This window comes from Ralstonia sp. UBA689 (assembly GCF_002298975.1).
In the GTDB taxonomy this organism is placed as follows: Bacteria; Pseudomonadota; Gammaproteobacteria; order Burkholderiales; family Burkholderiaceae; genus Ralstonia.
On sequence record NZ_DBMV01000001.1, the window covers coordinates 172,327 to 196,051 of the forward strand.

The 23,725-nt window shown below is 63.0% G+C and carries 30 protein-coding genes; 4 read left to right on the plus strand and 26 right to left on the minus strand.

Going from position 1 to position 23,725, the window contains the following annotated elements:
• Positions 1–121: 121 nt before the first annotated feature.
• From B4F51_RS00875 to B4F51_RS00910, 8 genes are all read right to left on the minus strand, one after another.
• Complete coding sequence (locus B4F51_RS00875) at positions 122–1,786, minus strand: hypothetical protein (protein WP_296223204.1); 1,665 nt, start codon at positions 1,784–1,786, stop codon at positions 122–124.
• Between the two features lie 125 nt (positions 1,787–1,911).
• Positions 1,912–3,009: a phage late control D family protein gene (locus B4F51_RS00880; RefSeq protein WP_296223205.1), complete on the minus strand. Its 1,098-nt coding sequence runs from the start codon at positions 3,007–3,009 to the stop codon at positions 1,912–1,914.
• A complete protein-coding gene (locus B4F51_RS00885; RefSeq protein ID WP_296223206.1) occupies positions 3,006–3,428 on the minus strand; it encodes a phage tail protein in 423 nt (140 codons plus the stop codon). Before B4F51_RS00885 ends, B4F51_RS00880 begins: the two co-directional genes overlap by 4 nt.
• A 2-nt stretch (positions 3,429–3,430) precedes the next feature.
• Entirely contained in the window at positions 3,431–6,046 is a 2,616-nt protein-coding gene (locus B4F51_RS00890) for a phage tail tape measure protein (protein WP_296223207.1), read from the minus strand.
• On the minus strand, positions 6,043–6,144 hold the full coding sequence (locus tag B4F51_RS00895; protein ID WP_296223208.1) for a GpE family phage tail protein: 102 nt from the start codon (positions 6,142–6,144) through the stop codon (positions 6,043–6,045). The genes B4F51_RS00890 and B4F51_RS00895 overlap by 4 nt, the downstream gene beginning before the upstream one ends.
• The gene (locus B4F51_RS00900; RefSeq protein WP_296223209.1) at positions 6,141–6,467 is read right to left on the minus strand and encodes a phage tail assembly protein; all 327 of its coding nucleotides are present in this window, start codon (positions 6,465–6,467) and stop codon (positions 6,141–6,143) included. Before B4F51_RS00900 ends, B4F51_RS00895 begins: the two co-directional genes overlap by 4 nt.
• An 86-nt stretch (positions 6,468–6,553) precedes the next feature.
• Positions 6,554–7,063 carry a phage major tail tube protein gene (locus B4F51_RS00905; RefSeq protein ID WP_296223210.1) on the minus strand — a complete coding sequence of 170 codons (510 nt, stop codon included), beginning with the start codon at positions 7,061–7,063 and terminating at the stop codon, positions 6,554–6,556.
• Between the two features lie 39 nt (positions 7,064–7,102).
• The gene (locus B4F51_RS00910) at positions 7,103–8,278 is read right to left on the minus strand and encodes a phage tail sheath protein (protein ID WP_296223211.1); all 1,176 of its coding nucleotides are present in this window, start codon (positions 8,276–8,278) and stop codon (positions 7,103–7,105) included.
• A gap of 208 nt (positions 8,279–8,486) precedes the next feature.
• Between B4F51_RS00910 and B4F51_RS00915 the strand changes: the two genes are divergently transcribed.
• On the plus strand, positions 8,487–9,287 hold the full coding sequence (locus B4F51_RS00915; RefSeq protein WP_296223213.1) for a hypothetical protein: 801 nt from the start codon (positions 8,487–8,489) through the stop codon (positions 9,285–9,287).
• A gap of 122 nt (positions 9,288–9,409) precedes the next feature.
• Here the strand turns inward: B4F51_RS00915 and B4F51_RS00920 are convergent, their stop codons facing one another.
• From B4F51_RS00920 to B4F51_RS00950, 7 genes are read right to left on the minus strand one after another with little or no spacing between them, the layout of a single operon-like run.
• The gene (locus B4F51_RS00920) at positions 9,410–9,841 is read right to left on the minus strand and encodes a hypothetical protein (RefSeq protein ID WP_296223214.1); all 432 of its coding nucleotides are present in this window, start codon (positions 9,839–9,841) and stop codon (positions 9,410–9,412) included.
• Positions 9,842–9,843: 2 nt separating this feature from the next.
• Complete coding sequence (locus tag B4F51_RS00925) at positions 9,844–10,482, minus strand: hypothetical protein (RefSeq protein WP_296223215.1); 639 nt, start codon at positions 10,480–10,482, stop codon at positions 9,844–9,846.
• A gap of 10 nt (positions 10,483–10,492) precedes the next feature.
• On the minus strand, positions 10,493–11,068 hold the full coding sequence (locus B4F51_RS00930; RefSeq protein ID WP_296223216.1) for a phage tail protein: 576 nt from the start codon (positions 11,066–11,068) through the stop codon (positions 10,493–10,495).
• 5 nt (positions 11,069–11,073) lie between these two features.
• Positions 11,074–11,703 carry a phage tail protein I gene (locus B4F51_RS00935; RefSeq protein ID WP_296223217.1) on the minus strand — a complete coding sequence of 210 codons (630 nt, stop codon included), beginning with the start codon at positions 11,701–11,703 and terminating at the stop codon, positions 11,074–11,076.
• Complete coding sequence (locus B4F51_RS00940; protein ID WP_296223219.1) at positions 11,684–12,592, minus strand: baseplate assembly protein; 909 nt, start codon at positions 12,590–12,592, stop codon at positions 11,684–11,686. The genes B4F51_RS00935 and B4F51_RS00940 overlap by 20 nt, the downstream gene beginning before the upstream one ends.
• A 2-nt stretch (positions 12,593–12,594) precedes the next feature.
• Positions 12,595–12,942, minus strand: coding sequence for a GPW/gp25 family protein (locus B4F51_RS00945; protein ID WP_296223221.1), 348 nt, complete (start codon positions 12,940–12,942; stop codon positions 12,595–12,597).
• A complete protein-coding gene (locus B4F51_RS00950) occupies positions 12,939–13,556 on the minus strand; it encodes a phage baseplate assembly protein V (protein WP_296223222.1) in 618 nt (205 codons plus the stop codon). The genes B4F51_RS00945 and B4F51_RS00950 overlap by 4 nt, the downstream gene beginning before the upstream one ends.
• A 133-nt stretch (positions 13,557–13,689) precedes the next feature.
• On the opposite strand from B4F51_RS00950, the gene B4F51_RS00955 reads away from it, so the two are divergent.
• Entirely contained in the window at positions 13,690–14,349 is a 660-nt protein-coding gene (locus B4F51_RS00955) for an MltR family transcriptional regulator (protein ID WP_296223223.1), read from the plus strand.
• A gap of 56 nt (positions 14,350–14,405) precedes the next feature.
• Here the strand turns inward: B4F51_RS00955 and B4F51_RS00960 are convergent, their stop codons facing one another.
• The 11 genes from B4F51_RS00960 to B4F51_RS01010 form a co-directional block, all read right to left on the minus strand.
• Positions 14,406–14,858 (minus strand): phage virion morphogenesis protein, encoded by a 453-nt coding sequence (locus tag B4F51_RS00960; protein ID WP_296223224.1) that lies wholly within the window; start codon positions 14,856–14,858, stop codon positions 14,406–14,408.
• Entirely contained in the window at positions 14,855–15,289 is a 435-nt protein-coding gene (locus tag B4F51_RS00965) for a phage tail protein (protein ID WP_296223225.1), read from the minus strand. The genes B4F51_RS00960 and B4F51_RS00965 overlap by 4 nt, the downstream gene beginning before the upstream one ends.
• On the minus strand, positions 15,286–15,786 hold the full coding sequence (locus B4F51_RS00970; RefSeq protein WP_296223226.1) for a hypothetical protein: 501 nt from the start codon (positions 15,784–15,786) through the stop codon (positions 15,286–15,288). The genes B4F51_RS00965 and B4F51_RS00970 overlap by 4 nt, the downstream gene beginning before the upstream one ends.
• The gene (locus tag B4F51_RS00975; RefSeq protein ID WP_296223227.1) at positions 15,783–16,589 is read right to left on the minus strand and encodes an N-acetylmuramidase domain-containing protein; all 807 of its coding nucleotides are present in this window, start codon (positions 16,587–16,589) and stop codon (positions 15,783–15,785) included. Before B4F51_RS00975 ends, B4F51_RS00970 begins: the two co-directional genes overlap by 4 nt.
• Positions 16,586–16,897, minus strand: coding sequence for a phage holin family protein (locus B4F51_RS00980; RefSeq protein WP_296223228.1), 312 nt, complete (start codon positions 16,895–16,897; stop codon positions 16,586–16,588). Before B4F51_RS00980 ends, B4F51_RS00975 begins: the two co-directional genes overlap by 4 nt.
• Positions 16,894–17,289 carry a phage holin family protein gene (locus B4F51_RS00985; RefSeq protein WP_260784573.1) on the minus strand — a complete coding sequence of 132 codons (396 nt, stop codon included), beginning with the start codon at positions 17,287–17,289 and terminating at the stop codon, positions 16,894–16,896. Before B4F51_RS00985 ends, B4F51_RS00980 begins: the two co-directional genes overlap by 4 nt.
• Before the next feature lie 14 nt (positions 17,290–17,303).
• Positions 17,304–17,507 (minus strand): tail protein X, encoded by a 204-nt coding sequence (locus B4F51_RS00990; protein WP_027681354.1) that lies wholly within the window; start codon positions 17,505–17,507, stop codon positions 17,304–17,306.
• The gene (locus tag B4F51_RS00995) at positions 17,507–17,986 is read right to left on the minus strand and encodes a head completion/stabilization protein (RefSeq protein ID WP_296223229.1); all 480 of its coding nucleotides are present in this window, start codon (positions 17,984–17,986) and stop codon (positions 17,507–17,509) included. Before B4F51_RS00995 ends, B4F51_RS00990 begins: the two co-directional genes overlap by 1 nt.
• A gap of 96 nt (positions 17,987–18,082) precedes the next feature.
• Complete coding sequence (locus B4F51_RS01000) at positions 18,083–18,805, minus strand: terminase endonuclease subunit (protein ID WP_296223230.1); 723 nt, start codon at positions 18,803–18,805, stop codon at positions 18,083–18,085.
• A complete protein-coding gene (locus B4F51_RS01005) occupies positions 18,802–19,839 on the minus strand; it encodes a phage major capsid protein, P2 family (RefSeq protein ID WP_296223231.1) in 1,038 nt (345 codons plus the stop codon). Before B4F51_RS01005 ends, B4F51_RS01000 begins: the two co-directional genes overlap by 4 nt.
• Before the next feature lie 43 nt (positions 19,840–19,882).
• Positions 19,883–20,713 carry a GPO family capsid scaffolding protein gene (locus B4F51_RS01010; protein WP_296223466.1) on the minus strand — a complete coding sequence of 277 codons (831 nt, stop codon included), beginning with the start codon at positions 20,711–20,713 and terminating at the stop codon, positions 19,883–19,885.
• Between the two features lie 141 nt (positions 20,714–20,854).
• Between B4F51_RS01010 and B4F51_RS01015 the strand changes: the two genes are divergently transcribed.
• Positions 20,855–22,642 carry a terminase ATPase subunit family protein gene (locus B4F51_RS01015; RefSeq protein ID WP_296223232.1) on the plus strand — a complete coding sequence of 596 codons (1,788 nt, stop codon included), beginning with the start codon at positions 20,855–20,857 and terminating at the stop codon, positions 22,640–22,642.
• Positions 22,639–23,685, plus strand: coding sequence for a phage portal protein (locus B4F51_RS01020; protein ID WP_296223233.1), 1,047 nt, complete (start codon positions 22,639–22,641; stop codon positions 23,683–23,685). Before B4F51_RS01015 ends, B4F51_RS01020 begins: the two co-directional genes overlap by 4 nt.
• Positions 23,686–23,725: the final 40 nt, after the last annotated feature.

The window sequence follows — 23,725 nt, forward strand, 5'->3', positions numbered from 1 at the left end:
AACTTGAAGCGTGAAGGAGGCTTCGCAATGAAGGTTTGCGTTTGCTCGGCGGGAGACCGCTTTGTCGGAGCCGAAGGGGATGGGCTCCTCGGCATATGCATACGTGTGGTGGGAGGTTCTTTCAGGCCAGGGCATTCCGCAGTTCCTCGGCAGAGGCGCATGCGTGCCATCCAAAGATAGACCTTTGGAGGGTTGCCGCCGTATTCGAGTAGGCCACGAAGGGCGTGCATACGACTCCGTGTATTTCGCGGTACCCGGAAAAATCGAAGTTGTCTCCCCTTGGGTTGTTGCGAATGTCCTCAATCTTGGCGTTCCAATCGGCAACGGCCTTGTCAATGGTTGACTGAAGGTTCTTCACCACCCGGAGTACGCCTTTGTCATAGTCACCGTCGTAGACGAGGCTCTTGCAGGAAACCAGGAGCAGTTGGCCATCCCGGCAGCCGACGGCATCGACATCAGTGATTTTGTTTCCATTACGCCTTAGCTGCTTTCGGCGCTGTTGCTTGAGCGCGTCCGGCGGCACCCATGAGCTTGCATCGATGATTTCCTGGCATTCATCCTCGAAGATGCCTGCTCGAACGTTCCCTATGGCCGGGTCTCTATCAATTTGCTGCCCAGCAAGTAAGGAACTAGTCGCTGCTGAAAAGTCTATGAGCGTAATTTCTCCCAACTTTCGCAGGACACCTCCGGACTTCAGTGGCCACAGGTTCGGTTCAATAGAGTTAAGGCTATTGATCCAGTCGTCGTACTTGCCGGGCCAAACGATCTCTGGGTAGCGCTCAGAGAGCTGCCTTGCTACATGCTCTAAGTTCTTGTCTGCCCATGCCCGGAGTTGCGCACCCATAGTTAAGAAGTACCCACGTTGCTGAACGGTCGAAAACGCCCATGGGAACTCAACGAAAAGTGAGGGCAACAAAATCAGGAGCAGCACCAATGCCGACAGTTGTTGCACATAGGCGGGCGTTGGCCCGTTTCCCGCCAAAAAAGGGCGGATGATACGGTCGACACTTGCGGATTGAAGAATGAAGCGCGTTGCGACAAGACCGGCTACAAGCCGTCCTTCATGCGGGAAAAGTGTTGGGGCGTCTATTTTGTCGCCATGGAAGCCGAACACAAGGTGCGCTCTCGCTATGTCGGGCTCTGAGAAATGTTCCGGATCGGTGAAGTCAGTATTTCCTTCAGCGATCCCAAGTCGACCGCCATTGTGTTGTCGCGCAGCGTCATGCCGCTCGTCATAGAGATTAATGGCGGCTTCTGTTGCAGCGTCAGTATGAAAACGTACTTCCTTTGAACTGACCGTCAGTCTTGAACCCTTGCCGACCCGCCGATAGGCGATGTGGAGCTGCGACAGCAGCTTGATTCTTCCAATAAACCTTGCGAGGTGTCTTGCAACTGACTCATCGCAGTTGAAGGCGAGGGGATTGCCCGAGGGGCTGGCACCAGTTTGCGGGCAATACCAAGATAGCGACTCTGCCAATGCGAGGTCGTACGCAAGCGTCGTATGGTAACTACCCATCAAGGGGAACTCCGGCATTCGACGAAGGTACCAAAGCCACTGCACAGCGCCATATGCCTGCTGTTTCTTGATGATGGCTGTTTGTACTAGAGGAATCAGCCTCTCAAGGAAGGCTGCTGCCAACTCTCCTTCCATCTCCTCGGCAGGGGGCGGTGCTTCCTTCAGTACTTCAGCCAGCAACTCGCTAATGGCGCTGAGGGCTAAGGGCGCGAACTTAATGTCCAAGAAGTAGTGCTCAAGCTTGGTGGCAGCCGAATCGGTAAGACGCATGAGAAAAATCCAACCCAAAGTTGGATCTCATTATCGACTGGTATGCAGAAGCCGAGAATCCCCCACTGCAGGTGGTGCCCATGAATTTAGTGAACTAAAACGGTTGATATGTTGTTTGTCGATGGTCAACTAACCTTGTTAGAAGCGATCTGAAGATCGATGGTTGTTATGAAACCGTTGTCGTTCAAGCTGTGAACAACACGGCCGACAGACCAGCCCGTCCCATCAATCTGCGGCTTCCACCCGCTCACCTTCGCATGCAACGAGGGAAACAGCTCCGCCCGCCCGCGCGCCAGCGTGATGTTGAACGTCGCCACGCCGCGCTGAATCTTCTGCCATTCCGCCCGTGCAGCCCGCTCGGCGTTGGACCGTGACGCGTATGTGTGCCGCAGCACCTTCACGTTGTCCGGGTTCGGGTCGGCCTGCACCGTCTCCTGCTTCTTCTTTTTCTCTTTGGTGGTGCGCTTCTCTTTGGTGGCCACGGCATTGGAAGCATCGATGACCACCTCACCACGCACGCCGGCGCGCGTGTCCTGGTAGTGCGCCTTCACGCCGTTGTAGTTCTCCCGATCGGCAACGCTGAAGGTGTGGGTGTCGCCCGACGCGCGCGTAATGCTGACCGTGGGCAGCGGCAGGCCCGACCCGCTGGTCGGCTCTCCGGCGGGAATGAATAGCAGCTTGTCGTTCTTCACCGTGGCAATGGCGTCGAACTCTTTCGCCAGCCGCGAGAGGAAGTTGGCGTCTGACTCGCCGGTCTGATCCACGTGGGTGATGACTTGGCCGGCCAGCTTCTTGCCGACCAACCAGGTGAACTTGTTGCGCAGAGCGATGGCTTGGACGACTTCCGCGACGGTCTTGTCGGCATACGAGTCTTCGCGCCGGGTGATGAGGCCACCGTCCATCTCTGCGCTGCGCGCGCGGATGATGAGCCGATCCGGCGGGCCGCTGTGCTCCAGCTCGTCCACCTTGTAGGTGCCTTTGTCCACCAGGCCGGAATCTGCCCACCCGAGCGACAGCGCCAGGCGTACCCCTTTCTCGGGCAGGTCGAGCTTGCCGTCGCTGTCGTCGAGCTCGATGTCGAGCTGGTCCGCTTCAAAGCCGCTGTTGTCGGTGAGCGTGAGCTCGATCAGCCGGCCTTGGAAGCGGTCGGTGATGTCTTTGTCGCCCACCTTGATGCGGTAGGCCGGGCGGGGGGAGAGGGCGGTGGTGTGCTTGTCCGTCATCGCAGCAAGTCCGTTGCAACGCTCGCCGCCTTGGACAGCAGGCCGTCATCTACGCGGGTCAGCTTGATGGTGAAGTCGCACACGCGGGCGGCGCCGTCCTGGAAGAAGTAGGTACGGGTGGTGTCCAGGCTGTCGATGATGAACTGGCCGTAGTAGCGGCCGGTGCCCTCGATGAGCGTGTGAGATTCGCCGCTGTCGCCCATGACTTCCAGCGCGGCGAGCGTCCATTCGCCGCCGGTGAGCTCGGGCACCAGCTTGCCCGATAGCGTGATGGTTTCGTCGTCCGGGCCGGTGAATTGGTGCGATGGGCGGCGGCCGACCCGATTGTTGCCGGGGTGGCGCCAGCCGATCTGGCGTTGAAACTCCGCATACGGGGCCGTGTCCAGGCTGAACACGAACAGACCCAGTGCCATCATCATGGTCAATCCCTGTCTGAGAGGCGCGAGCGCGCACGCGCCGCGCGTTGGTTTTCGATCTGGCGCAGCTCGTCGCGCACCATGCGCGCGATGGCCTGCGGGTCGGCGCCGGCGGGCGGGTACACGTTGATGATGGGCTGCATGGGCGCGGCATGGGCCGCGGCGCCGGCGGCGGCGATGGTTGTGAGCGCCGGGCGCATGTCGAAAGAAATGGGTGCGGCCAGCGCCGGTGCGCTGCCGATGGCGATGCCTGCACCGATGCCGGCCAGCTTGCCGACACCAGTCTTGGCCGCTTCCAGCGCGGGTGTTTCAGGAGGTGTGGGCAGCGCGGGGGCGGTGTCGCCAAACAGGTTTTTGAACCACGCGGCGACTTTCCCTAGGGCGTCTTTGAGCGCGGGGAATTTGCTGAACAGGCCGTCGATCAGGCTTTTGATGATGTTGGCGCCGAACTCCGAGAATTTGTCTGGCATATCGACGCCGAACCAGCGCAGCACGGGCGCGAGCACGGCGTAAAAGAGCCTGAGCGGTGCCCAGCTCAGCACGATCGCGCTGATGCGGGCAATGGTGCCGCTGGTGTCGGTTTCCATGCCTTGCCAAATCTCGCGCCACTTGCCTTTGATCCAGTCCCAGTGCTTGTAGATCAAATAGGCTGCCACTGCAATGGCCGTGACTGCCAAACCGATGGGAGTCAGCAGCAGAGCGCGGCCGATGAACAGCACCGCACGCGCCACCCACATGAAGGCGCCGCCCAGCCCCCGCAGCACGGCGGACAGCACGCCGCCCGACACGCCGATCTTGCCCAGGAGGATGTGCAGCATGGCGTACGGCCCGAGCACGGATGCAATCGCCAGCATGATGGGGCCGAGCACCAGCAGCGAGGCGGCCAGCACGCCAACACTGATGGCCATGGCCTTGGCGAGCCCGGGGTTCTTCTGCATGAACTTGGTGACGCGATCGGCTGCACGTGCGACCCACTCCAGGGCGCTGGCGTACAGCGGCAATACCTTCTCGCCGATTTCCTTTTCCAGATCTCGGACCTTGGCAAGGGTTTCCATTTCCTTGCCTTGCGTCATGCGCATTCCCTCGGCGTAGAGCGGATCCACTCCGTACGCTTTGGGCGCGCTCTCCCGGTGCTTTTGGATATTGGCCCGCTCAAGAAAGAGCGATGCAAGAAGGTCGCCGCCTTTGCGGGCGGAGAACATTTGGCCGATTTTGCTAACCACTTGCTGGTCGCTCAGCTTGCCGTCCGGGTTGATCTTGGGCAGCAGCACTTTCGTCATGTACTCGAACGGGTCGGTCTTGTAGAGCTCAACCTGTTCGAGCGTTTCGGGCAGCATCTTGGTGACGTGCCCGGTCTTGCCGTACTTGACCGAGGCCGGATCGACCATGCCGGCGTTGACGAGCTCTTCCGCAGTTTGCTGCGTACTGCGGCCCTGCACCCAGTTTGTGTACGCGCTCATCAAGCCCGTGCCTGTGCGAAAGCCACCCATTTCCTGCATGGTGTGCAGCAGGCCAAAGTAGAAGCTATCGTCGCCCAACTGCTTGGCTGCGATCCCCCCCGTTTTGATGGCATTGAGGAAGTCTTCCGGCTTGACCGTGCCGCCAGAAGCCACATAGGCCTTGGTCGCGTTATCCACGGCCTGCTTGAAGGCTTCGGGGCTCTTGAGGGAGCCGCGCAGCTCGGTGGTCTTAACCAGGTCCATGAGCATTTGCTCGGCGATCTCACCGTGCCCTTCGCCGTGGCCGCGCCGGGCCATGACCGATTCGATGCCGACCTTCATCTTTGCGAGGACAGGCGCGATCTCTTCGGCGTGGTGCATGTCCCGCGTGATGGTGTACGTCTCTTTGAGCAGCTTGAGTTTGTCGAGCTGGCTCAGGCCCTGAACGTTGATGCTGTTGGCGAACGCTGCGGCCTCCTGCAGCTTCTTCTCGCCAATGCCGAGCGCGCGGAACTGGGAGACCTGTTGTTCGTAGTCTTTCGCCTGGCCAATGCCTTTCAAGAGGGGCGAGCCAGCCGCCATGCCGGCCACCGACGCGCCGGCTCCGGCAGCGGCCAGGTTGCCGGCGCGCGCGCGGATTCGGTCTGCGGTGTGCTGCACCGCCGCCTGTGCCTTTGCGCGAGAGTTGTGAGCCTTAAGCCTGGCGTCCTGCTGTTCTAGCGCCCGCGTGGCGGCTTCGGTGGATTTGCGCAGGTGATCCTGGTACTGCGCCATCGTCATGGAGCCGCGCCCCGCCTCCCGCAGCTTCTGCCGCACTTCTTCGAGCTGGGTGCGCTGTGCCTGGTATTTGCTGGCGAGACGAACGGACTCGGCCGAGGCCTGGCGGAACTGTTGCACCAGCTTGGCGGTGGGCGACTCGGCCGCTTTTACGGCTTCGCGGAGACGAACCATCCGCTCCCGGGCGGCCTTGAGCGCAGTGGCGGTCTCGCCGATATTGGAGCGCAGCTTGCCGAACTGGTTGGTCAGCCCCTGCGCACGCTCCAGCGCCTTGAGCTGGTCGCGCGTGGCCTTCATCGAGCGGGCAAGCTCGTTGTTGGTCTTCAGCAGGCTGCGAAACGGGCGCGTGGCCCGATCCACAGCCTGCAGCACAACCTCCAGGCGCAGGCGGCGAGCGTCGCTCATTCCTGCGCCTCGCTACGCTCGCGGGCGCGTTCGCGCCACTCCATCAGCTCCATGATGCCCATGGCGTATAGCTCCTCCAGGCGGAAGCCGAAGATCACTGCAACGTCTGCTGCGGCGTCTTCGATTCGGTCAGGAAGGCGTCCTCCTTGTCCTGCTTCCGCAGCAAAAAACCCGTCACCTCGTTGGCGATCTGCACCAGGTCGGCGGGGTCCAGCTTGCTTACGTCGGCGGTGGTGAGCGTCGGGTCGGTGATGCGCGGCAGGACGGTGTGCAGGGCGGTCACCTCCATGCGCATCAGGTCAATGAGGCTCACACCGCGCAGCTCGCCCGAGCCGGGCTTGCGCACGGTGATGGTGGTGATTTCCTGGTTGCCGCGCTTGATGGGGGTGTCCAGGGTGATGGTGGCGGTTTGTTTGTCCATGGTGATGAGTGCGAAGAAGAAAGGAGGGTTGCCCCGTGTGGGCGGATGGCCCGCGCCAGGCGGGCCGCCAGGTGGCTTTTGAGCGGTCAGAGCCCGATGGCCTTGCGTTGTTCGGCCAGGCGGTCGACGCCGAACACGCGCTCGATGAAGTTGACGTGGTCGAGCTCGATCCACTCTTCGCCGTTGACGGTCAGCTTGTAGTACGAGAGCGACGACTTGACTTTGAACGGGTCTTTGCTGCCGGCCTTGGCGTTGCCGAAGTCGATTTCCGTGTGACGGCCGCGCACGACAACCTCTGCGCCGTCTACCTCGTTGCTGTCTTCGCGCTGATAGGCGCCGGCGAAGCGCAGCATGGCGCCGTCCACGGTTGTGGTGCCGTACTGCTTGAGGATTTCGCGCATCAGGCCGCCGTAAGTGGTTTCCATCTCCAGCTTTTCGTTGCCGAGGTCGATGTCGATGGGGCCGTTCATGCCGCCGGCGCGGTATTCCTCCAGCTTGCGCGTGAGCTTGGGCAGGGTGATTTCTTCCACTTCGCCGGCGTGCGAGATGCCGTCGGCGAAGACGTTGAACTGTTTGAGGATGCGGGGGAGTGCCATGGTGGTTCCTTGTCAGATGGCAATTGCGGGTGCCGCCGCTCAGGCCGCTTTGACGGCGTCGGCAAACTGCATGAGGTAGCGATCGGTAATGCGCTGGCGGAAGGTGAGGTCTTCCAGCGGCGGGACGGGCGTGTAGTCGTAGTCGAGGGCCAACTGGCCGGCCTTGAGCGTGTCTTTGTCGTTGACGGCGGGGTCGAACCACGCTTCGCCGCCCAGCAGGTAGCCGTTGCGCACCATGTTGCGCAGCTTGGCGTTGACGCCGGCCAGGATGTCGCGCACCAGGCTTGGCGTCATGGGCAGGTCGTTGGCCCACATGTGCGCTTCGGCCATGGTGTCGGCCAGGACTTGCGCGGTGCGCGTGTAGTTCTCGAAGGCGAACAGCTTGTCGGCGCTGCAGGTGCGCGAGCCCCAGAAGCGGAAGCCGTTTTGATTGATGAGCGTGGTGACGTCGTGGGAGTTGAGGTAGCCGGCATCGGTGGCGGGGTTCTGCAGATCCCAATACACGTCGCGCGAGAGGCCCGTTACGCCGTTGACGGGCACGTTGGAGAGCGTTTTGTGCCAGCCGGTCTCGTTGTCGATCTTGGCGCGCAGGCCGATGGCGCGGGCGGTGGCCCAGAGCGTGCGCTCGGCGTTGGTGGCGGTGTCCCAGCCCACGAAGTCCGGCCACAGCATCATGAGCTCGCGCGCGCCGAAGTTCTGGCGGTAGGCGACGACGTCTTCCTTGGTGTTGCAGCCGGCGGCACTGACGTAGGCAAAGGCGCGCAGCTTTTGGGCGATGCTGGCCAGCTCGGATGCGACGGGCAGCGAGTCGAGCCCAGGCGCGGCGAGGATGCGCGGCGTGACGCCAAAGCGGTTGCGCGCGGCGAGCAGCGCCTTCATGCCGGTGTAGCGGCCTTGATCGTTGGTGGTGCCGATCAGGTTGCTGGTGGTCTCGCCTTCGGCCTTGCCTTCAGCCACGCGCACGACGACGGTCAGAGGGCTGGTTTGGTCTGCAATGGCCTGCAGCGTGCGGGCGAGCGTGCCCTTGTCGCCGGCCTTGCCAACGCTGCCTTGCACGTCGGTGAGCAACACGGGAGTGTCTAGCGGGAAGGCGGCCGCATCCGCGTCGCTGGCCGTGCAGACCACGCCGGCGACGGCGGTTGCTATGGTGCGGATGGGGCGTGTGCCTTCGTTGATTTCGATGACACGGACGCCGTGGTGGTAGTCGGTGGGCATGCATTCCTCCGGGGTGAGCCGACGTTGGATCAGACCCGGCAAGGATGCGGCGCGCGCGCGAGCGTGTCGCGCGCTGGGTGTTGTGGCGTGAGGCTGCACAACAGAACACAGGCCGCAGCGGCGAATGTCGCAAATTCGCTGCATTTGGACCCGTCAGAAGAGGGGGGAAGCGCCGAACTTCGAGCGGTGCCGCGCGCGACGTTGCACTATGCAGGTTGCCTATAAAACCCACCTCTCACCGCGCATGACAAGCAACCGCTTTAAGACATTTCTGCTCCTTGCCGCACTGACCTTTGCGGGCGCCGCAAGCGCGGCCGAAGAAAGGACAGTGGTGGTCGGGCACACCGAGCTGTACGTGCCTATTGCGTCTGGCTACACCGATACGAAGGTGATGCCGGATGGCGAGAAAGAAGAATCAACGGTGCGCCTTGAGCCGGGCGCGCAATTGGTCTCCATGCAGGTTCGCCACGGGGACAGAGATAGCTACATCCTGATCAAGACGCCCGCCGCCATGGCGGATCAGCGCCTTTCGTTGGACGATTTCCTCAAGATCACTTCGCAGACAAAGGCATCAAGTACCGCGCTTGCGAACTTTGCCGCCTTTGCCAACAAAGCGGTCAAGGGCCGAGAGCACGAGTTGGACGAAGCGCTTGGCCAGAAGGTCGACAAACTGCGGATTGGGCAGCTTGCGCTGCTTCATCGTGGACGCGAAGACGACGATGCCGCTGGCTACACAGCAGTGTGGCGAGCCGACATCAACACCGGCGGAGACCACGTAGCGGCCAAGTTCCTGCTGTGCACGTACATTGCGCGCGTGAAAGAGAAGCTGCTCTTTATCCAGCTCCACGCGCCGCAACTGAACGCCGGGGATTACAGGTGGGTCACTGAAGTCTGCGACCGGTACGTCGACGACATTGTTGCCACAAACAAGGTGGAGCGCCTGAAACGGATGGTGCCGAGCCCAGCCGGCCAGGTGCCACCGTCATCCAGCGCGACGGCCCTGCAATAGGCGCGCCGCACTTGCGGTGGCTCCAGCTTGTGCTCGGGAGCCCCATTTCTTATGCCGGCACGATCGGAGTGAGGTTACAAGGAGCGCGCCGGCTGAGTACTCCGCACCCGGCGCCACCACGTCTACTGCTGGTTCGAAGCCGATCGCTGCGCTGCGATGACTGCGGCGATGCCGTTCGACAGTTCCGTCATGTCAGCTAGCACGCCCTGAGCGCCCCCAACCTTGACCATGTAGGGCAGTTTCAATGCCCCCGATTTCACTGCCGAATCGACGGCACTTCCGATCTTGAAAAGCGGCTCGGCTGCAGAGTTGACGTCTGCAATGCTCTTTGCCTTCGACAGCGCAACGACTAGCTCGGCCAGGCCGACAAACATCATGCCGACGACATCTGACATGACGCCTTCACGGGTCTTCGTGTCGGCGACGCCTTCGATTTGCATGCGCAAACGGTCTTTGGCAATTTGAGCCTGCTGGGACTCCCATTGCTTTAGGAGCTCAGTCTTCTGGCCTGCGCTCAGGCTTGTGAAGTCAACGGAATCGTTCGGTGCCTGCATGGTTAACCTCCACGGAGATAGTTGTTGGGCAACATGGACGGAGCGACTGCCGTCCTGGCGTCACGAAAGATCGCGTATTCGTCGCCTTCAGCGGAATAGATGAGATTGTCTTTGTCTGCCGTGTAGGCCGTCACGTCCCCTTGCCATGACGTTGAGATATCGTATGTACGCTGACCCAACAGATAAACGACGAGCGCCATGCCGTACACGTCTGGCCCAAAGTCGGCGACATAGGGATTCACGACGTTCGTGCCCAAGGAATACTGGTAGCTATATGGGATGACTCGCCCCGGCGCGCCGCCCCATTCACCGCTGACGACATCGAGGCTGAAGTTCATTGAGCCGTTAAAGCTGCCGTACTTGTCGGCATCGTTATGCACGCCGCGGCCGATGTTGACTCGGCCGAGCACGCGGGCCGGCAGCGAGAACACGACCGGGTACCACTTACTTTCCGAGCCACCTACGAATAGGGCGCGAAGGTTGTTCGCTGCGAATTGGTGTTTCGCGTTGTCCATCCATGCCACAAACGCCGCCTGCTGCGCTGTAGTTGCTTCATCAATCTGCGCTTGTTTGCCTGCAACCGCCTGTGTCAGGGCATTTTGCGCGGCAATGGCATCAGCCAGTTGTTGTTCAAGAGTCATGCTTCACCTTTCATAGATAGTGGTTCTTCAGGACGAGCCTGTTCGTGTCGCAGAGGGATCGCAATACCGTGGTCATATGCAGCAACTGGTTGCTCGCGATATTTGCGATCTGCTTGACTGCGGCTTCATCGACGTACTGCCGAGTGGCCAGAGCTAGCGTGGGGTCGATCTTCAATTCCACCGTGGCACCGGAGGCGGACAGCACGGCCATACGCACGACCTGTGTCCGGCCGGAGCCTTCTGCCATCTGTGGCTTGTAGGTCTCGGGGCAGTTGCCGTAGTAGCAAAGCGTGCCGTCTTCGTCGTACAGGCCCAGCTCGCGAATCCACCAGCCGCCCAGCGTTTCAGGAATGACCAGCTCGGCGACAAACTGGCTCGGATTGCCCGGGTCTTGCCACAGGGCATTTAGTTGGGCGCGGTGGTGTTCATGCACGAGCGTTGTGCGGCTGCGGTCGGGCGTGGGCAGCGCGCCACCGCCATCGCCGATGGCCATGTGGGTGTAGCGCCGGGGTAGGCCCAGCGCCTTGGCGTTGGCATCGCGTGCCTCGCCTGCAGCGGTGGGGACGACAAAGAATGTTTGCGACATAGCGGTTACTGAATGACGGTGAGGGTGTCGATGTCATGCGTCGCGCCGAGGAACCGGGTGGTACCCGCGACGACAATGTCTGGTGGTGCGTAGGGGTAGACGGTCAACGTGTCGCCCAGATAGGCGGCGGCACTGGCGGCGTCTGCGCCGCGCGTGACGAGGCTGATCTGTAGAGCGAGCATCGGGCGCGAGCATGGCTTTGCGTCGTTGACCACGCGCTCCAGCTCGATGTGGGTGGTTTCATCAATGCCGAACGCTCCGACCTGCACATCGAGCTTGAAAGACCCACGGGGACCGGGCGGCTCCGTCTCCCACCACTCGGTGACGCGGATCTCGAACCCGAGCGGTTCCACCGCGCGGCGGATGGCGCCGATGGTTCCCTTGCGCCGGTGCACCAGGTACGACGCGGATGTGACGGCGCGCTTGGTGGATGTCGGCCAGTCTGGGTTCCATCTGTCGACGGAGAAAGACCAAGCCAGGAACGGAAGCAGTTCGGCTGGGCACGTGGCCGGGTTCCAGAGCTCGCGCAGCGGCACCGGTACGTGTTCAATGCGCTGTCCAGCCGAAGCCGCTCTGCGCTCCAGCAGTGTGGCGTTGGGTGGCAGCAGCGTGGCGTTACTCACTGGTGCCCCCATTGATGATCTCCACGCCCGTGCAGTAGCTCGCCTGCGTGAGGTCGAGCGGGATGTCGGCGACGGGTTCCACCAGGACAAGCTTTTCCACGCCTTCCACGTGCAGCGCAGCGGTAATGGCCGAGCGGTTGATGTCGCGGCCGATACGGCGCCGCGCTGTGGTGTAGCGGGTTGCTTGTTTCAGAGCTGCATCGAGGATGGGTTCTGCTGCAGGACCGGGCGCCAGGTACACGGTAGCGCGAATGCGATACGGGACGATTGTTGCGGACTGCACCTTGAGGCGGTCAGCCAACGGCCGGGTATCTTCCCCTGAGAGTGCCGCGTACACGATACGCAGCAGGTTTTCGTCTGCGCTGCCGTCGCCGATGTGGGAAAGAACCGAGACCACGACTTCTGCCCCGGCCGGGCTGGTGGCGCGAGCGTCTGCTACGCGACCGTCGGCCGAGCGCGCGTAGAACTCGTACGCTTTGGCCGGGCCTGCGACGGACAGGCCTTCCCATGCCTCTTGAGCACGCTCACGCAGCGCCTCGTCGGACTCCATGACGGCCGCGGTGGGCGGAACGGTCGTGTCATCAGCGGGCAGGACGGTGAGCCGCTTGACATTGAAATTGGCGACCAGGTTGTCGAGGTCTTTGCCTTTTGCAAAGGGCAGCATGACTGCCAGCGCGGCATCGTTCACCCGCCGCCGCCAAACAAGCTCCCGGTATGCGTTCTCCTGCAGCAGTTTATTGATGGGCTCGGATTCCAGCGCCAGCATGGCGCGCACGGCGTCCTGCTCGTCGGCTGGATGCAGCGCGACGAAGTACGCCTTTCGCTCGGCCAGGATGGCTTCGTAGTCGAGCACCTCCACAACGGTGGGCTCGGGTAGCAGTGAGAGGTCGATTGCGCCCATGGTCAGCCCCGGAGCGCCACAGAGACCGGGCCGAGCGATTCGGGACGCGGCCCGTCAATACGGTCGCCTTCGATATCAACGACAGCGCTGCCCTTTGCGTCCACCGCCAAGCGAACGGATGCAACGCGGATGCGGGGCTCCCACCTCACCAACGCAGAAACCGAGGCCGACATGACGCGCAATCGGGTTGCCGGATTCATGGGCTGGTCGACCAGCTCGGGGATCAACGAGCCGTAGTCTCGGCGCATCGCGCGGGAGCCAATCGGCGTGGTGAGAATGTCGCGTACGGACTGGCGGATATGGGCGACGTCGGCGACGGCACGGCCGGTGGTGTTGTTCATGCCTGTCATCGCGTGCCGTCCGTCCAGCTTCCGCCTTGCTTGATACCGCCATGGCTGTGGTCGTCGAGCACAACGCCATTGGAAGAGAGCTTGCCGTCTTGGTGCGTCAGGTCGCCCGTGATGACGTTGCCGTTGCTGCCGCCCTGGCCGGCAATGCCGTTCATGAAGGACAGCAGGCCTTTGACCGTGACGGAGCCGTCGAACGTCGTGTCCGGGCACTTCACCAGCACGCTGGTGGCGGCTTCCAGGAAGACGGTCTTAACGCCCTGCACGGTAAGCATGCCGGCCGCATGGTCGTACTTGGTGAGCGCGCCGTCCGGGTAGAGCGTGACGGTTTCGTTGGGCGAATGGCTCGGCACGTCGTTCGCGGCCGATGGGATGGCGCACAGGATGATGCCGTTGGACGGGTCGCCGCTGGGGCAGAGCAGCACGACCTGCTCGCCCTTGGTGGGTGGGCTCCAGGTGCGGGTGGTGCCGGCTCGGCGTTCGCACCACGGGCGCCAGGTGGTGGTGATGCCGCCGGTGCGCACGCGTACGGTCGGTGGGTTGCCGTGGCGCACGTCGGCCACGGTGCCGATGCGGATCAGGTTTTCGATGAGGCGGGCGAGTTCTGCGAGGTCCATGCCTGCAGAGTGCCGTGCGCGCGCGAAGACTGCACCTGACTGTTGTTGTGCGGGCGGTTGCCACAACGACCGAGTGACACAGGGCAGAATATCAACCGAATGTAGCCCACCAATCGGCAAAGGCGGAGGAGCAATGACCGACAACGTTCATGCAGAAGAAGGCGCTGTTTCCCAACCAATGGACGCCCTCGATGCACTGCTGCAAGAAGAAGAGCAACGCAGCGGTCGCAGGGCATTGAATGACAAGCTCACAGAAGAAGAGCTGCACGCCTTTTACGATCAATCTTCTGAGCGTGCGATGGCCGTGCTCCTCGGTGCGATAGTTGAAAACCATCTGACCAGTCTGCTGCGTCTGTATATGCGCCGAGATGAAAAGATCGCACGGGAGCTGTTCCAACCCAGCGGTCCGCTCGGTCCGTTTGGAACCAAGATACGCCTTGCGTATATGCTTCGCATCATAGGTCCCGAGCTACAGCGTGATCTCACCGCCGTCAGCAAAATACGAAATGTGTTTGCCCACGACCTCACTATTGTGAAGTTCGACAGCGATCCGGTTCGCAGCTGGATTCAAAGCATGCACATGTACGACATGGTCAAGAACATGGCAGCCGAGGCTCGATCTCGATTGGATGGCGGTACCAGCCCCGACCACATCAGAGACTCGATCGCCAGCGACTTTATGTCCAGCGTCACAGACGCTTACCGCGCCTGCTTGCGCTTCCTGATTCATTGGATCGTCGATAAAGAGACGGCCATAGTGGAGGCCGAAAAGCGCATGAACGAAAGCAAGTAGCCTCGCATGCGCCAGCAGCCGTAGCGTCCGAGTATCGAGTCCAACAGTGCTGCGGGCTAGGCGGGTCGAAGCAGGTGCAGCAACACCGTGTCGGTGATGTTTGCGATATCGCCATCGTCTAGGCCCAGCAACTCGCGCGCCGCGTATTGCGCTGTCAGCCCATTCTTATTGACCCGATCCCGCAGGCCGAAGTGGTGCACCGACGCAATGCGCCGAACCTTGCCGGCAAACGTGATGACAGCCGCGTTCGGGCTCGCCTCAATGCGCATGTACTTCGCCATCCGCAGCCGCGTAAACATCGAGCGCCGGATTCCGCCGCGCTTGTGTCGTAGCTGCGGCTTGCGCGGCTCGTAGGCGGTGCCATCCGGGTTGCGCTGCGTGGCGATCCGGGCGGACTGCCGGCGCCGCAGCTCCACCGCAATGGCGCGGGCCAGCGCCCGGCTCTGCGGCGCTTCCAATTTGCCCAGCAGGCCGACCAGGTAGGCGTCCAGCTCGTGCAGGTTGCTCACGCAGGCCTCCATGTCGCAGGGTCGTCGTCTTCGTTGACCGGTTCCGGGTGGTGTTCCACCTGGTAGCCCTTGCCATCCACCTTCACCGTGACCCGCTCGGTCAGCTTCAGCTTGATGGAGATATCGGCGGTCGTGTGGTTCAGGATCTCGGCCTCGAACTTGAAAGCGTCTTCGCGCTTGTCGGGGTTGGTGAAGGCGTCGGGCTGGTTGGTGCGCAGCCAGGCCAGGACGGGCACGACGACGGTGTCGGAGCTGTCGGGGTAGTCGGTCACGATCAACGTCAGCGTGTATCGGTATTCGAAGCCGAGTGACCGAGCGCCGGTGCCGACCACGTTTCCTTCATCGACAAAGACATGCAGCGCATCGGGGTGCGCAGCCAGGTAGGGCACGGCGGCCGTGAGGGCTTCGCGCAGGCTGTTGGGTTTCATCATGGCGCGGTCGGCTCCCCGATGATGGTCACGCCCTGATCGCGCAGCGTCTGCTGCAGGCTGGTCAGTCGCGCGGCGTCGACGTGGCAGTCGGTGTAGTTGGCAGCGACGGTGCCGGCGACGGTAGAGAGCGCAACGTCTGAGGGGGCCGCATCAGCATCTCCGGTATCTGGATTTGGCACGGTGCCGGCGGCTGCGGCGTCGTGCAGGCGCACAAAGCCGCGAGGGACAACGCAGGCAGCGTCAGCTTGAACGGGGACATAGCGGGGGACTTCCTTGATGATGGTGTCGCCCTTGAGGCGGATGACGCGCTCGCGGTCGACGTACTGCGTGACGGTGACGGTGGCGCCCTGGGCGTTGTGAAGCTGCTTGCGCAGGGTGGCGGCGGTGGCTTCTGCCAGGCTGGCGCGCTGCACTGCGGCGTTGTAGCTGGCGGTGGCCCACCAGGCCAAGCCTGCGGCGACCGCAGCGCCGGTGAGCAGGGCGACGGGGCGGGTCATGCTGCGGCCTCTTCTTTGGCTTGGTAGCGGTCGAAGGCGCGGGCGAGTTTGACGTCGTACAGGTTGGCTTTGTAGCCGGGGCCGTTGTACAGCCTGGCGAAGGTGGGCCATTTGCAGGCGCGCAGCGCCTTGAGCAGGGTGGCTTCTGCTTTGACGAAGCGCACGAACGCATCGAGCTGCGCCGCCTCGCTGGTGCGCATGGAGGCGACGAAGTGCTGCACGCTGGGGTAGTCGAGCAGGTTCCAGTGAAACCCCATGATCTGGAAGGAACCCCAACTGGCCGAGGCGAGGGCGCAGTCTTCGTCGATCTGGATGGCGCGCGCCAGGCGCATGTGTTCGCCGGCGTTGCCGACGTAGCCGCCGCGCTTGGGGTTGACCAGGTTGGGAAACTGGCGCGCCAGGGCGTCGGCGTCTTTGCCGGCGCGTTGGAGTTGTCGATGCATGATGTGCCGCTCGAACAGGATGACCGGGCGGCCGTCCGGCAGGAAGCCGTTGCCAAGGCTTTCGACCTCGTTGACGGCGCGGATGGCGGCCAGAGGCACGTCGAGCGTTTCAGCGGCGGCCTGCAGGTCGGCGGCCGTCAGGTGGCGGATGTTGCGCGCGCCGGACTGCAGCGCTGCCATGGTCTTGGGGCCGGCAATGCCGTCGACCACCAGGCCGAAACGGATCTGTGCCACGCGCACGGCGGCGGCGGTGTCTGCGCAGTAGACCGCGGTGTCCGGGGCAGTGAAGCCGTTGGCGGAGAGCAGCCGCTGCAACTCCAACACAGCAGCGCCGACCATGCCTTCTCGCAGGATCGTCATGCGGACCTCCGCAGGATGCGAACAAACCAACCCTGCCGTGCGCCGCCCATGCGGAAAAGCTCGACCACGTTGCCGCGCACGGCGTAGACGGCGACGCACAGCACGGCGGTGATGCCGTTCTGTGCGGCGAGCGCCCAGTCATACCGCCCGAATAGCACGCTGATGGTGACGGCGCCGGCGAGCACGACCAGGCCGTACGCCAGGCGTGACGCCCACGGCCGGTGCGCGGCGCCGTCGCGCTTGAACAGAAGCAGCCGCAGGGCGATCAGGGCGCACAACGCGGCCTGCACGATGAAGAGCGTTTTCATGGTTGCTTGCCTCCCTTGTCTGCGCCGCCCTTGAGCGAGGCGAAGAGGCGGTCGCTGTTGTCTGCCAGGCGGATGAGAGCCAGGAGCAGCTTCACCACGACGGTGGAGGCGACCAGCGCGCCCACGGCGTGGCTGACTTCGGTATTGGTGGGCAGGGCCTTGGCGATGAGCGCGGCCGACAGCGGCGCGGACAGCAGCCCTGCGACGATGGACGCGGCCAGAAAGCCGAGCTTCTTGACGGTGCCGAGCTCGCCGCTGTTGAGCACGAAGACAGCGGCGCCGGCGAAGGCGCCCAGCACGGTGCCCGGGTCGACGCCTGGCAGCAGGGACAACGCGCCCACGCCCGTGACGGCGAGGGTGGCGGTGGAGCCGGTGGAGATGGGTTCAGCCATTGGGTTCCTTGTGGTCAGTCCCAGAGCTGGACCATTTGCATGGCCGGCTGCGGGGAGATGTCGGGCATGACGAGTTCGGTGCCGTGGGGCAGGACGGGGCCAAGATCGGCAATGCCTGGGTTGGCGGCCAAGACGGCTTCTGTGACGCCTGCGGTGCGGCCGTAGACGCGGTGGCAGATGGCATCGACCGTGTCGCCCTGGATGGCTCGCACGCGCATCAGATGAGCTCGACGGTGGTGCGGGCAGCGCCCTTGATGTCGCTGATGGCCCAGCGGGCGTCGCGGCGCAGATCGTCAACGCCCAGGTTTTCGGCTTCAGCCTTGCGGTCGCCGGCGGCGGTGGCGTCGAAGGTGCGGTAGCGCTCGATGAGCCAGGCGGCGGCCAGGCAGTGCACGGCGCGCCGGTAGCGGTGCAGATGGGCGCTTTCGCCGTCGATCTTGGGCGCGGGCACTGCGGCCAGCCTGTTCCGACCAAACGAGACCTGCGCGACCTTCCAGGCCTCCAGCTCGTCATTGACGGAAATCACCGCCTCGACCAGTGCTGCGCGCATGCGCTGTTGCGTGACGGTGCCGTCCAGGCGCATGGCGGCGTAGGCCTGGTCGACGTCGATGTCGGGGAAGAAGCCGTCGTTGGCGATGGGCGGGCCGCCTGCCACGGCGGGCTGCGGTACGGATGCGGCTGCGATGAAGGAGGACATGGGTTCAGTGGGCTGGGAGGCGGTGGACGGGGCGAGGCTTCGCGGCACGCCGGAAGACTGCCCCGTGCCGCCTGATGCGCGGGGTCACGCTCGGTGTCAGCTTTTGCCGGTGCGATTCTTGGTGCCGGCAGCGGCTGCGTTCTTGATGTCGCGCTCGATGCGCTCGATGTCTTTCTTCACGCCGGATTTGTCGTGCAGCTCCAGCGCGCGGCGCAGGTGCGCGAGGGCTTCTTCGCGGCAGGCGTTGGCCGTGGCCTGGTCGTGACCGGTCGCCACCGCCGCAATGATGTAGCCGAGCGCCTTGTGCAGCTTGGCGCGCACTTCATCGGGCATGTCCTGGTCGCGCACGAGCGCTTCCACCTCGACGAGCGCTTCAACGTCGGCCGACTGGATGGCGGCCGGGTCTTTCAAGACCATGTTGGCGAACTCCTCTGCGATGAGGCAGGCGGTGGTGCGCTGGTACTGATCGGGCATCGCCAGCTTGTGGCGGATGGCGTATTCGGCCAGCGGCAGGGCGCCGGCGAAGTCGCCCACGTCGATGCGCCAGACGAGGACTGTCATGAAGATGTCGTCTTGCGTGCCACTGTCGGCCTGCAGCACGCCTTCCACCCAGGCCGCGTACTCGGGGAGCATGCGGCGCTTGGTGTCCGCCTTGCGCTCGACGGACTGCACCTGCTTGAGCTGGCGCTTGTGCTCGGCGAGCTGCGCGAGCATCAGCTCGTAGCCGTTGGCGTGGCGCAGCGGGTTGGCTTCCTGCTCGGCCTGCGCCGCCAGGGCGGCGGAGGCCCGCAGGAAGTGGTTGCGGGCGGGGCTGGTCATTTCTCGCCCGCCTTTGGTGCTGCGCCAGTGATATGGACGTTCTCAGCCATTGCCACGCAGCCCAGCTCTTCCACGACATACGCGTCGTTGCTGGATTCGTAGTTCTCGATGCGGTCACGCTTGGCGTTGTCGACGATGGTGCGGCGGCGGGTGCCTTCCTGGTAGTAGATGGACAGGTTGTCGAGCCGCGTCAGCAGCAGGCCGTTGGCCGGGAAGTAGGGCACGCGCACGGCCGGCAGGTTGCCGATGCGTTTCTGGCTGACGATCAAGTCCAGCGCGAGCGTGTCCGTCGGGCGGTTGGGCTGGTTGATGATGGGGAAGTACTTGTCGGCCAGCAGCTCCCGGCCGCACACGACGACCAGCTCTGGGTCTTCTGCGTACCAGGGCTCCATGAGGTTGCCCGCCATGTCGAAGACCAGCGCATCCAGGTTTTCGTATGCGGAGCCGTCGCCGCCGATGACGATCTTGTCTGCGTTCTTGCCGTCGTGCGTCATCACGCGCTGCGGGGCGCCTTCACGGATGTGCTGCAGCCAGCCTTTGTTGACGTCCTGCAACAGCGGGTTGGTCGCACGGTCGGATGTGGGCACGCGCTTGATGCCGTGGAAGCCGATGACCATGCGGTCCAGTGCCTGGCGCTTGATGATGGCGTCGCGGATGCGGGTCTGGAAGTCCTTGAACTTGGCCCAGGCGTCGAGCTTTCGGTACGTGATGTGGGTATCCGAGTTGGTTTGCTCGCAGCGGTAGCCGATGGCGTCGAGCGTCGACAGGTCCGCCGTTTCGCGGTCTTGCTTGGTGGTATCTGTCGTGCTGGCGATGGGGCCGGACACGCCCAGGCCGATCTTTTCGCCTTCCTGTTCCGAGACGCCATGGATGTTCACCTTGGACAGGAACTGGCTGGATTCCTGAATCTTTGTTTCCAGACGCTGCTGCACGGTCGGATTGACCGAGAACTTGGTGTCGACGCGGCTGACGCCATTCAGTTTGGCGATTTCGGCCGTGTAGGCGTCGTAGAGGCGGCGGGTATCGTTACGCATGGGGTGCTCCGGGTGTTGGTCGGGTTGTGCGGCGGTGGCCGGGTCAGCAGTCGGTCTTGATGTCGGCGGTACCGTCGCCGCCGGTGGCGGGCGGCCGGGCGCTGAAGGCGGGCGTGTTTTCCAAGCCTTGCTTAAGGGTGTTGAAGGCCTTGTCGCGCTCGTCGGCTTGGGCCTTGAACTCGGCCAACTGGTTGTTGATCGTGTTGAGGCCTGCGGTGAACTGGTCGCCCAGCGACTGCACCTGAGTGGCGATGGTCTGCACGGCGTCCTGCACGTCGGAGAAGCGGGCATCGTTGCCGGTCTCGGCTTTGGCCTGCCGCGAGAACAGGCGCTTGATGCTGTCGGCTAGGCCTGCGGTGGCGCTGGGCTGCTCGAGGGTGAAGTCGAGGTCGACTTCCACGGCTTCGGTGAAGACGTTGTCGGGGTCTTGCTTGCGCGCCGCGAGCGGGTTGACCTTGGCGGTGGCGCTGAACTGCAGCACTTCACAGCCCAGGCTTGCGGGGTTGTCGGTGACAGCCAGGCCGACCAGGTAGGCCTCTTTGGTGTCGGCGAAGCTCGGCTGCACTTCCATCGACGAAAAAATCTTCTGCCGTGCCTTGGTGAGTGCGACGAGTTCATCGGTGGGGTCGAGCTGTGCGTACAGGCCCATCTTGCCGTCGTGCTCTTCCGCCTTCAGTGCAATGACATCGCCGTAGGCCTTGAACGGGCCGGCCGGCGAATAGCCGCGGATGTGCTCCATGTTGATGCGCGCGGAGTACGTCTTCGGGTCGTAGTTCTTCGCCATCTGCACGAGCATGTTGCGATCAATGATGCGGCCGTCGCTGGTGGCGCCTTCGGTGGCGATGCGGAAGAACCTGTTGGCCTTGGTGCCCATGTTGTCCTCGTTGGTCTGGGGTTCGTTGGTGCTGTCATCTTCAGCGCCGTGCATCGCGCGGGCAACGCGTTGGTGTTGTGCGAACCGGCGCGACAACAGGCAGCGCGTGGCACGCGCGCGCGCGGCCGGTAGCGTTGCGGCATGACTACGTTGCCGCCTATCGCTTCTCTCTCAATCGACCCGGAAATGGACCCGCGCCGCGTGGCGCGTTCGCTCTATTGGCAGGGCTACCGCGTGGCGCGCATCGCGGAAATGCTCAAGGTGAAGCCGGTCACGGTGCACAGTTGGAAGCGCCGCGATGCATGGGCGGACACGACGCCGGATGAACGCGTGGCGCTGACGATTGAAGAGCGCTTGATGCGCCTGGTGACGAAGGAGCAGAAGGAGGGGCGGGACTTCAAAGAGATCGACCTGCTGAACCGCCAGCTCAACAACGTCGCACGGCGCGAGCGCTACCGCGATGGCGGCAACGAGACCGACCTCAACCCGAAGGTGGCGAACCGCAATGCGGGGCCGCGCAAGAAGGCGGAGCGCAATGCGATGAGCCCTGAAGAGCAGGAGCAGTTGCAGGAGGCCTTCCGCGATTCACTGTTTGGGTATCAGGAGGTGTGGCACCGAGCGGGCGAGGCGGAGCGGATTCGCAACATCTTGAAGTCACGCCAGATTGGGGCGACCTGGTATTTCGCGCGTGAAGCGCTGATTGATGCGCTGACGACGGGGCGCAATCAGATCTTCCTTTCCGCCAGCAAGGCGCAGGCGCACGTGTTTAAGCAGTACATGGTGCAGTTCGCCAAGGACGCGGCCGGCGTCGAGCTGAAGGGCGATCCCATCGTGCTGCCGAACGGCGCCACGCTGTACTTCCTGGGCACGAACGCGCGCACGGCGCAGAGCTATCACGGCAACCTGTATTTCGACGAGTACTTCTGGGTGCCGCGCTTCCAGGAGCTGCGCAAGGTCGCCTCTGGGATGGCGATCCACAAGCACTGGCGGCAGACGTATTTCTCGACGCCTTCCAGCCTGGCGCATGACGCCTATCCGTTCTGGTCGGGCGCGCTGTTCAACCGGGGGAAGGCGAAGGACAGGCAGGTCAAGATCGACGTGAGCCATGCGGCGCTGCGCGATGGCCTGCGCTGCGCGGATGGGCAGTGGCGCCAGATCGTGACGGTGGAGGATGCGCTGCGCGGCGGCTGCAATCTGTTCGACCTGGACCAACTTCGCTTGGAGTACAGCGAGCCGGACTACGCGAACTTGCTGATGTGTCAGTTTGTGGATGACACGGCGTCGGTTTTTCCGCTGTCGATGCTGTCGCGCGGGATGGTTGATAGCTGGGAGGAGTGGGTGGACTTCCGGCCGTTTGCGCCGCGTCCGTTCGGCACTCGGGAGGTGTGGCTGGGGTACGACCCCAACGGGGGCGGGCCAACTGGTGACAGCGCTGCGATTGTGGTGCTTGCGCCGCCGGCGGTGCCCGATGGCAAGTTCCGCGTGCTGGAGAAACACCAGTTTAAGGGCATCGACTTTGAAGATCAGGCGAACGCCATCTTGCGGGTGTGCTCTCGCTACAACGTCGCCTTTATTGGGATCGACCGCACGGGCGTTGGCGACGCCGTCTACCAGCTCGTGACGAAGACAAGGCCGGATGCGCACGGCTTCTCGTATTCCGTGGATGTGAAGACGAACCTGGTGCTGAAGGCGTACGACGTCATCAGCAAGGGCCGGCTGGAATTCGACGCCGGTTGGACGGACTTTGCCGCGTCGTTCATGTCGATAAAGAAAACCGTTACCGCCTCCGGCGCGCGCGTCACCTATCAGGCGGGGCGCTCGGAGGAAACCAGCCATGCCGACCTGGCGTGGGCCTGCATGCATGCGCTTTCGTACGAACCCCTCGAAGGCGCGACCTCGACCAATACCAGCTTTATGGAGTTTTCATGAGCCGCAAGAAGAATCGGCTGGCCGCCGGCGCAGCGACGCCCGTCTCGCACCTCAACGACCAGGCGGCCCGCCCGGAGGTCTTTTCGTTTGGCGATCCCACGGAGGTACTCGACCGGCGCGAGCTGCTCGATTACGTGGAGTGCATGCGCTCGGGGAAGTGGTTCGAGCCGCCACTGCCGTTAGATGGCTTGGCGCGGTCCTTCCGCGCGGCGGTGCATCACAGCTCGGCGATCTATGTGAAGCGCAATATCCTGGTGAGTACGTTCATTCCGCACCCGTTGTTGTCGCGTGCGGCGTTCGAGCGGCTTGTTCTGGACTGGCAGGTGTTTGGCAACGGGTATCTGGAGAACCGACTGAGCCTAGCGGGTTCCAGCATGGGCCTGGTGCCGGCGATGGCCAAGTACATGCGGCGAGGCGTGGACTTGTCGACGTACTACTTTGTGCAGGGATGGAAGGAGACGCACGAGTTTGCTCACGGCACGATTTTCCATTTACAGGAGCCGGACATTAACCAGGAGGTGTATGGGTTGCCGGAATATCTGTCGTCGCTGAATGCAACGTGGCTGAATGAGTCTGCAACGCTGTTCCGCCGGCGGTATTACAAGAACGGCTCACACGCCGGGTTCATCCTGTACATGACCGACGCCGCGCACAAGCAGGAAGATGTTGATGATTTGCGGGAAAAGATTAAGCAGGCCAAGGGGCCTGGCAACTTCCGCAACCTGTTCATGTATGCGCCAGGCGGCAAGAAGGAGGGGATTCAGATTCTGCCGGTGTCAGAGGTGGCGGCGAAGGATGAGTTCTGGAACATCAAAAACGTGACGCGCGACGACCAGCTCGCGGCGCATCGGGTGCCGCCCCAGCTCATGGGGATCATTCCGTCGAACACTGGGGGCTTTGGGGATGTGGAGAAGGCTGCGCTAGTGTTCGCGCGGAATGAGGTCAAGCCGCTGCAGGATCGGCTGTTGGCGATTAATGAGTGGGTGGGGGAGGAGGTGGTTAGGTTTGGGCCGTATGTGCTCGATGAATCCAATGCCTCATAGAAATACAACATTTATGTTGCGAAGTTGGATTGCGGATACA

What these genes read in the sequence shown, in the direction of transcription:
- B4F51_RS00920 (WP_296223214.1), bottom strand. Translation starts at nt 9,841, where the DNA reads ATGCAGGCACCGAACGATTCCGTTGACTTCACAAGCCTGAGCGCAGGC.
- B4F51_RS00915 (WP_296223213.1), top strand. Translation starts at nt 8,487, where the DNA reads ATGCAGGTTGCCTATAAAACCCACCTCTCACCGCGCATGACAAGCAAC.
- B4F51_RS00990 (WP_027681354.1), bottom strand. Translation starts at nt 17,507, where the DNA reads ATGCGCGTGCGAGCCATCCAGGGCGACACGGTCGATGCCATCTGCCAC.
- B4F51_RS00925 (WP_296223215.1), bottom strand. Translation starts at nt 10,482, where the DNA reads ATGACTCTTGAACAACAACTGGCTGATGCCATTGCCGCGCAAAATGCC.
- B4F51_RS00965 (WP_296223225.1), bottom strand. Translation starts at nt 15,289, where the DNA reads ATGATGAAACCCAACAGCCTGCGCGAAGCCCTCACGGCCGCCGTGCCC.
- B4F51_RS00980 (WP_296223228.1), bottom strand. Translation starts at nt 16,897, where the DNA reads ATGAAAACGCTCTTCATCGTGCAGGCCGCGTTGTGCGCCCTGATCGCC.
- B4F51_RS01005 (WP_296223231.1), bottom strand. Translation starts at nt 19,839, where the DNA reads ATGCGTAACGATACCCGCCGCCTCTACGACGCCTACACGGCCGAAATC.
- B4F51_RS00940 (WP_296223219.1), bottom strand. Translation starts at nt 12,592, where the DNA reads ATGGGCGCAATCGACCTCTCACTGCTACCCGAGCCCACCGTTGTGGAG.
- B4F51_RS00975 (WP_296223227.1), bottom strand. Translation starts at nt 16,589, where the DNA reads ATGACGATCCTGCGAGAAGGCATGGTCGGCGCTGCTGTGTTGGAGTTG.
- B4F51_RS00950 (WP_296223222.1), bottom strand. Translation starts at nt 13,556, where the DNA reads ATGGACCTCGCAGAACTCGCCCGCCTCATCGAAAACCTGATCCGCATC.
- B4F51_RS01020 (WP_296223233.1), top strand. Translation starts at nt 22,639, where the DNA reads ATGAGCCGCAAGAAGAATCGGCTGGCCGCCGGCGCAGCGACGCCCGTC.
- B4F51_RS01015 (WP_296223232.1), top strand. Translation starts at nt 20,855, where the DNA reads ATGACTACGTTGCCGCCTATCGCTTCTCTCTCAATCGACCCGGAAATG.
- B4F51_RS00955 (WP_296223223.1), top strand. Translation starts at nt 13,690, where the DNA reads ATGACCGACAACGTTCATGCAGAAGAAGGCGCTGTTTCCCAACCAATG.
- B4F51_RS00945 (WP_296223221.1), bottom strand. Translation starts at nt 12,942, where the DNA reads ATGACAGGCATGAACAACACCACCGGCCGTGCCGTCGCCGACGTCGCC.
- B4F51_RS00970 (WP_296223226.1), bottom strand. Translation starts at nt 15,786, where the DNA reads ATGACCCGCCCCGTCGCCCTGCTCACCGGCGCTGCGGTCGCCGCAGGC.
- B4F51_RS01010 (WP_296223466.1), bottom strand. Translation starts at nt 20,713, where the DNA reads ATGGGCACCAAGGCCAACAGGTTCTTCCGCATCGCCACCGAAGGCGCC.
- B4F51_RS00880 (WP_296223205.1), bottom strand. Translation starts at nt 3,009, where the DNA reads ATGACGGACAAGCACACCACCGCCCTCTCCCCCCGCCCGGCCTACCGC.
- B4F51_RS00905 (WP_296223210.1), bottom strand. Translation starts at nt 7,063, where the DNA reads ATGGCACTCCCCCGCATCCTCAAACAGTTCAACGTCTTCGCCGACGGC.
- B4F51_RS00985 (WP_260784573.1), bottom strand. Translation starts at nt 17,289, where the DNA reads ATGGCTGAACCCATCTCCACCGGCTCCACCGCCACCCTCGCCGTCACG.
- B4F51_RS00900 (WP_296223209.1), bottom strand. Translation starts at nt 6,467, where the DNA reads ATGGACAAACAAACCGCCACCATCACCCTGGACACCCCCATCAAGCGC.
- B4F51_RS00885 (WP_296223206.1), bottom strand. Translation starts at nt 3,428, where the DNA reads ATGATGATGGCACTGGGTCTGTTCGTGTTCAGCCTGGACACGGCCCCG.
- B4F51_RS01000 (WP_296223230.1), bottom strand. Translation starts at nt 18,805, where the DNA reads ATGACCAGCCCCGCCCGCAACCACTTCCTGCGGGCCTCCGCCGCCCTG.
- B4F51_RS00995 (WP_296223229.1), bottom strand. Translation starts at nt 17,986, where the DNA reads ATGTCCTCCTTCATCGCAGCCGCATCCGTACCGCAGCCCGCCGTGGCA.
- B4F51_RS00890 (WP_296223207.1), bottom strand. Translation starts at nt 6,046, where the DNA reads ATGAGCGACGCTCGCCGCCTGCGCCTGGAGGTTGTGCTGCAGGCTGTG.
- B4F51_RS00875 (WP_296223204.1), bottom strand. Translation starts at nt 1,786, where the DNA reads ATGCGTCTTACCGATTCGGCTGCCACCAAGCTTGAGCACTACTTCTTG.
- B4F51_RS00935 (WP_296223217.1), bottom strand. Translation starts at nt 11,703, where the DNA reads ATGGGGGCACCAGTGAGTAACGCCACGCTGCTGCCACCCAACGCCACA.
- B4F51_RS00910 (WP_296223211.1), bottom strand. Translation starts at nt 8,278, where the DNA reads ATGCCCACCGACTACCACCACGGCGTCCGTGTCATCGAAATCAACGAA.
- B4F51_RS00930 (WP_296223216.1), bottom strand. Translation starts at nt 11,068, where the DNA reads ATGTCGCAAACATTCTTTGTCGTCCCCACCGCTGCAGGCGAGGCACGC.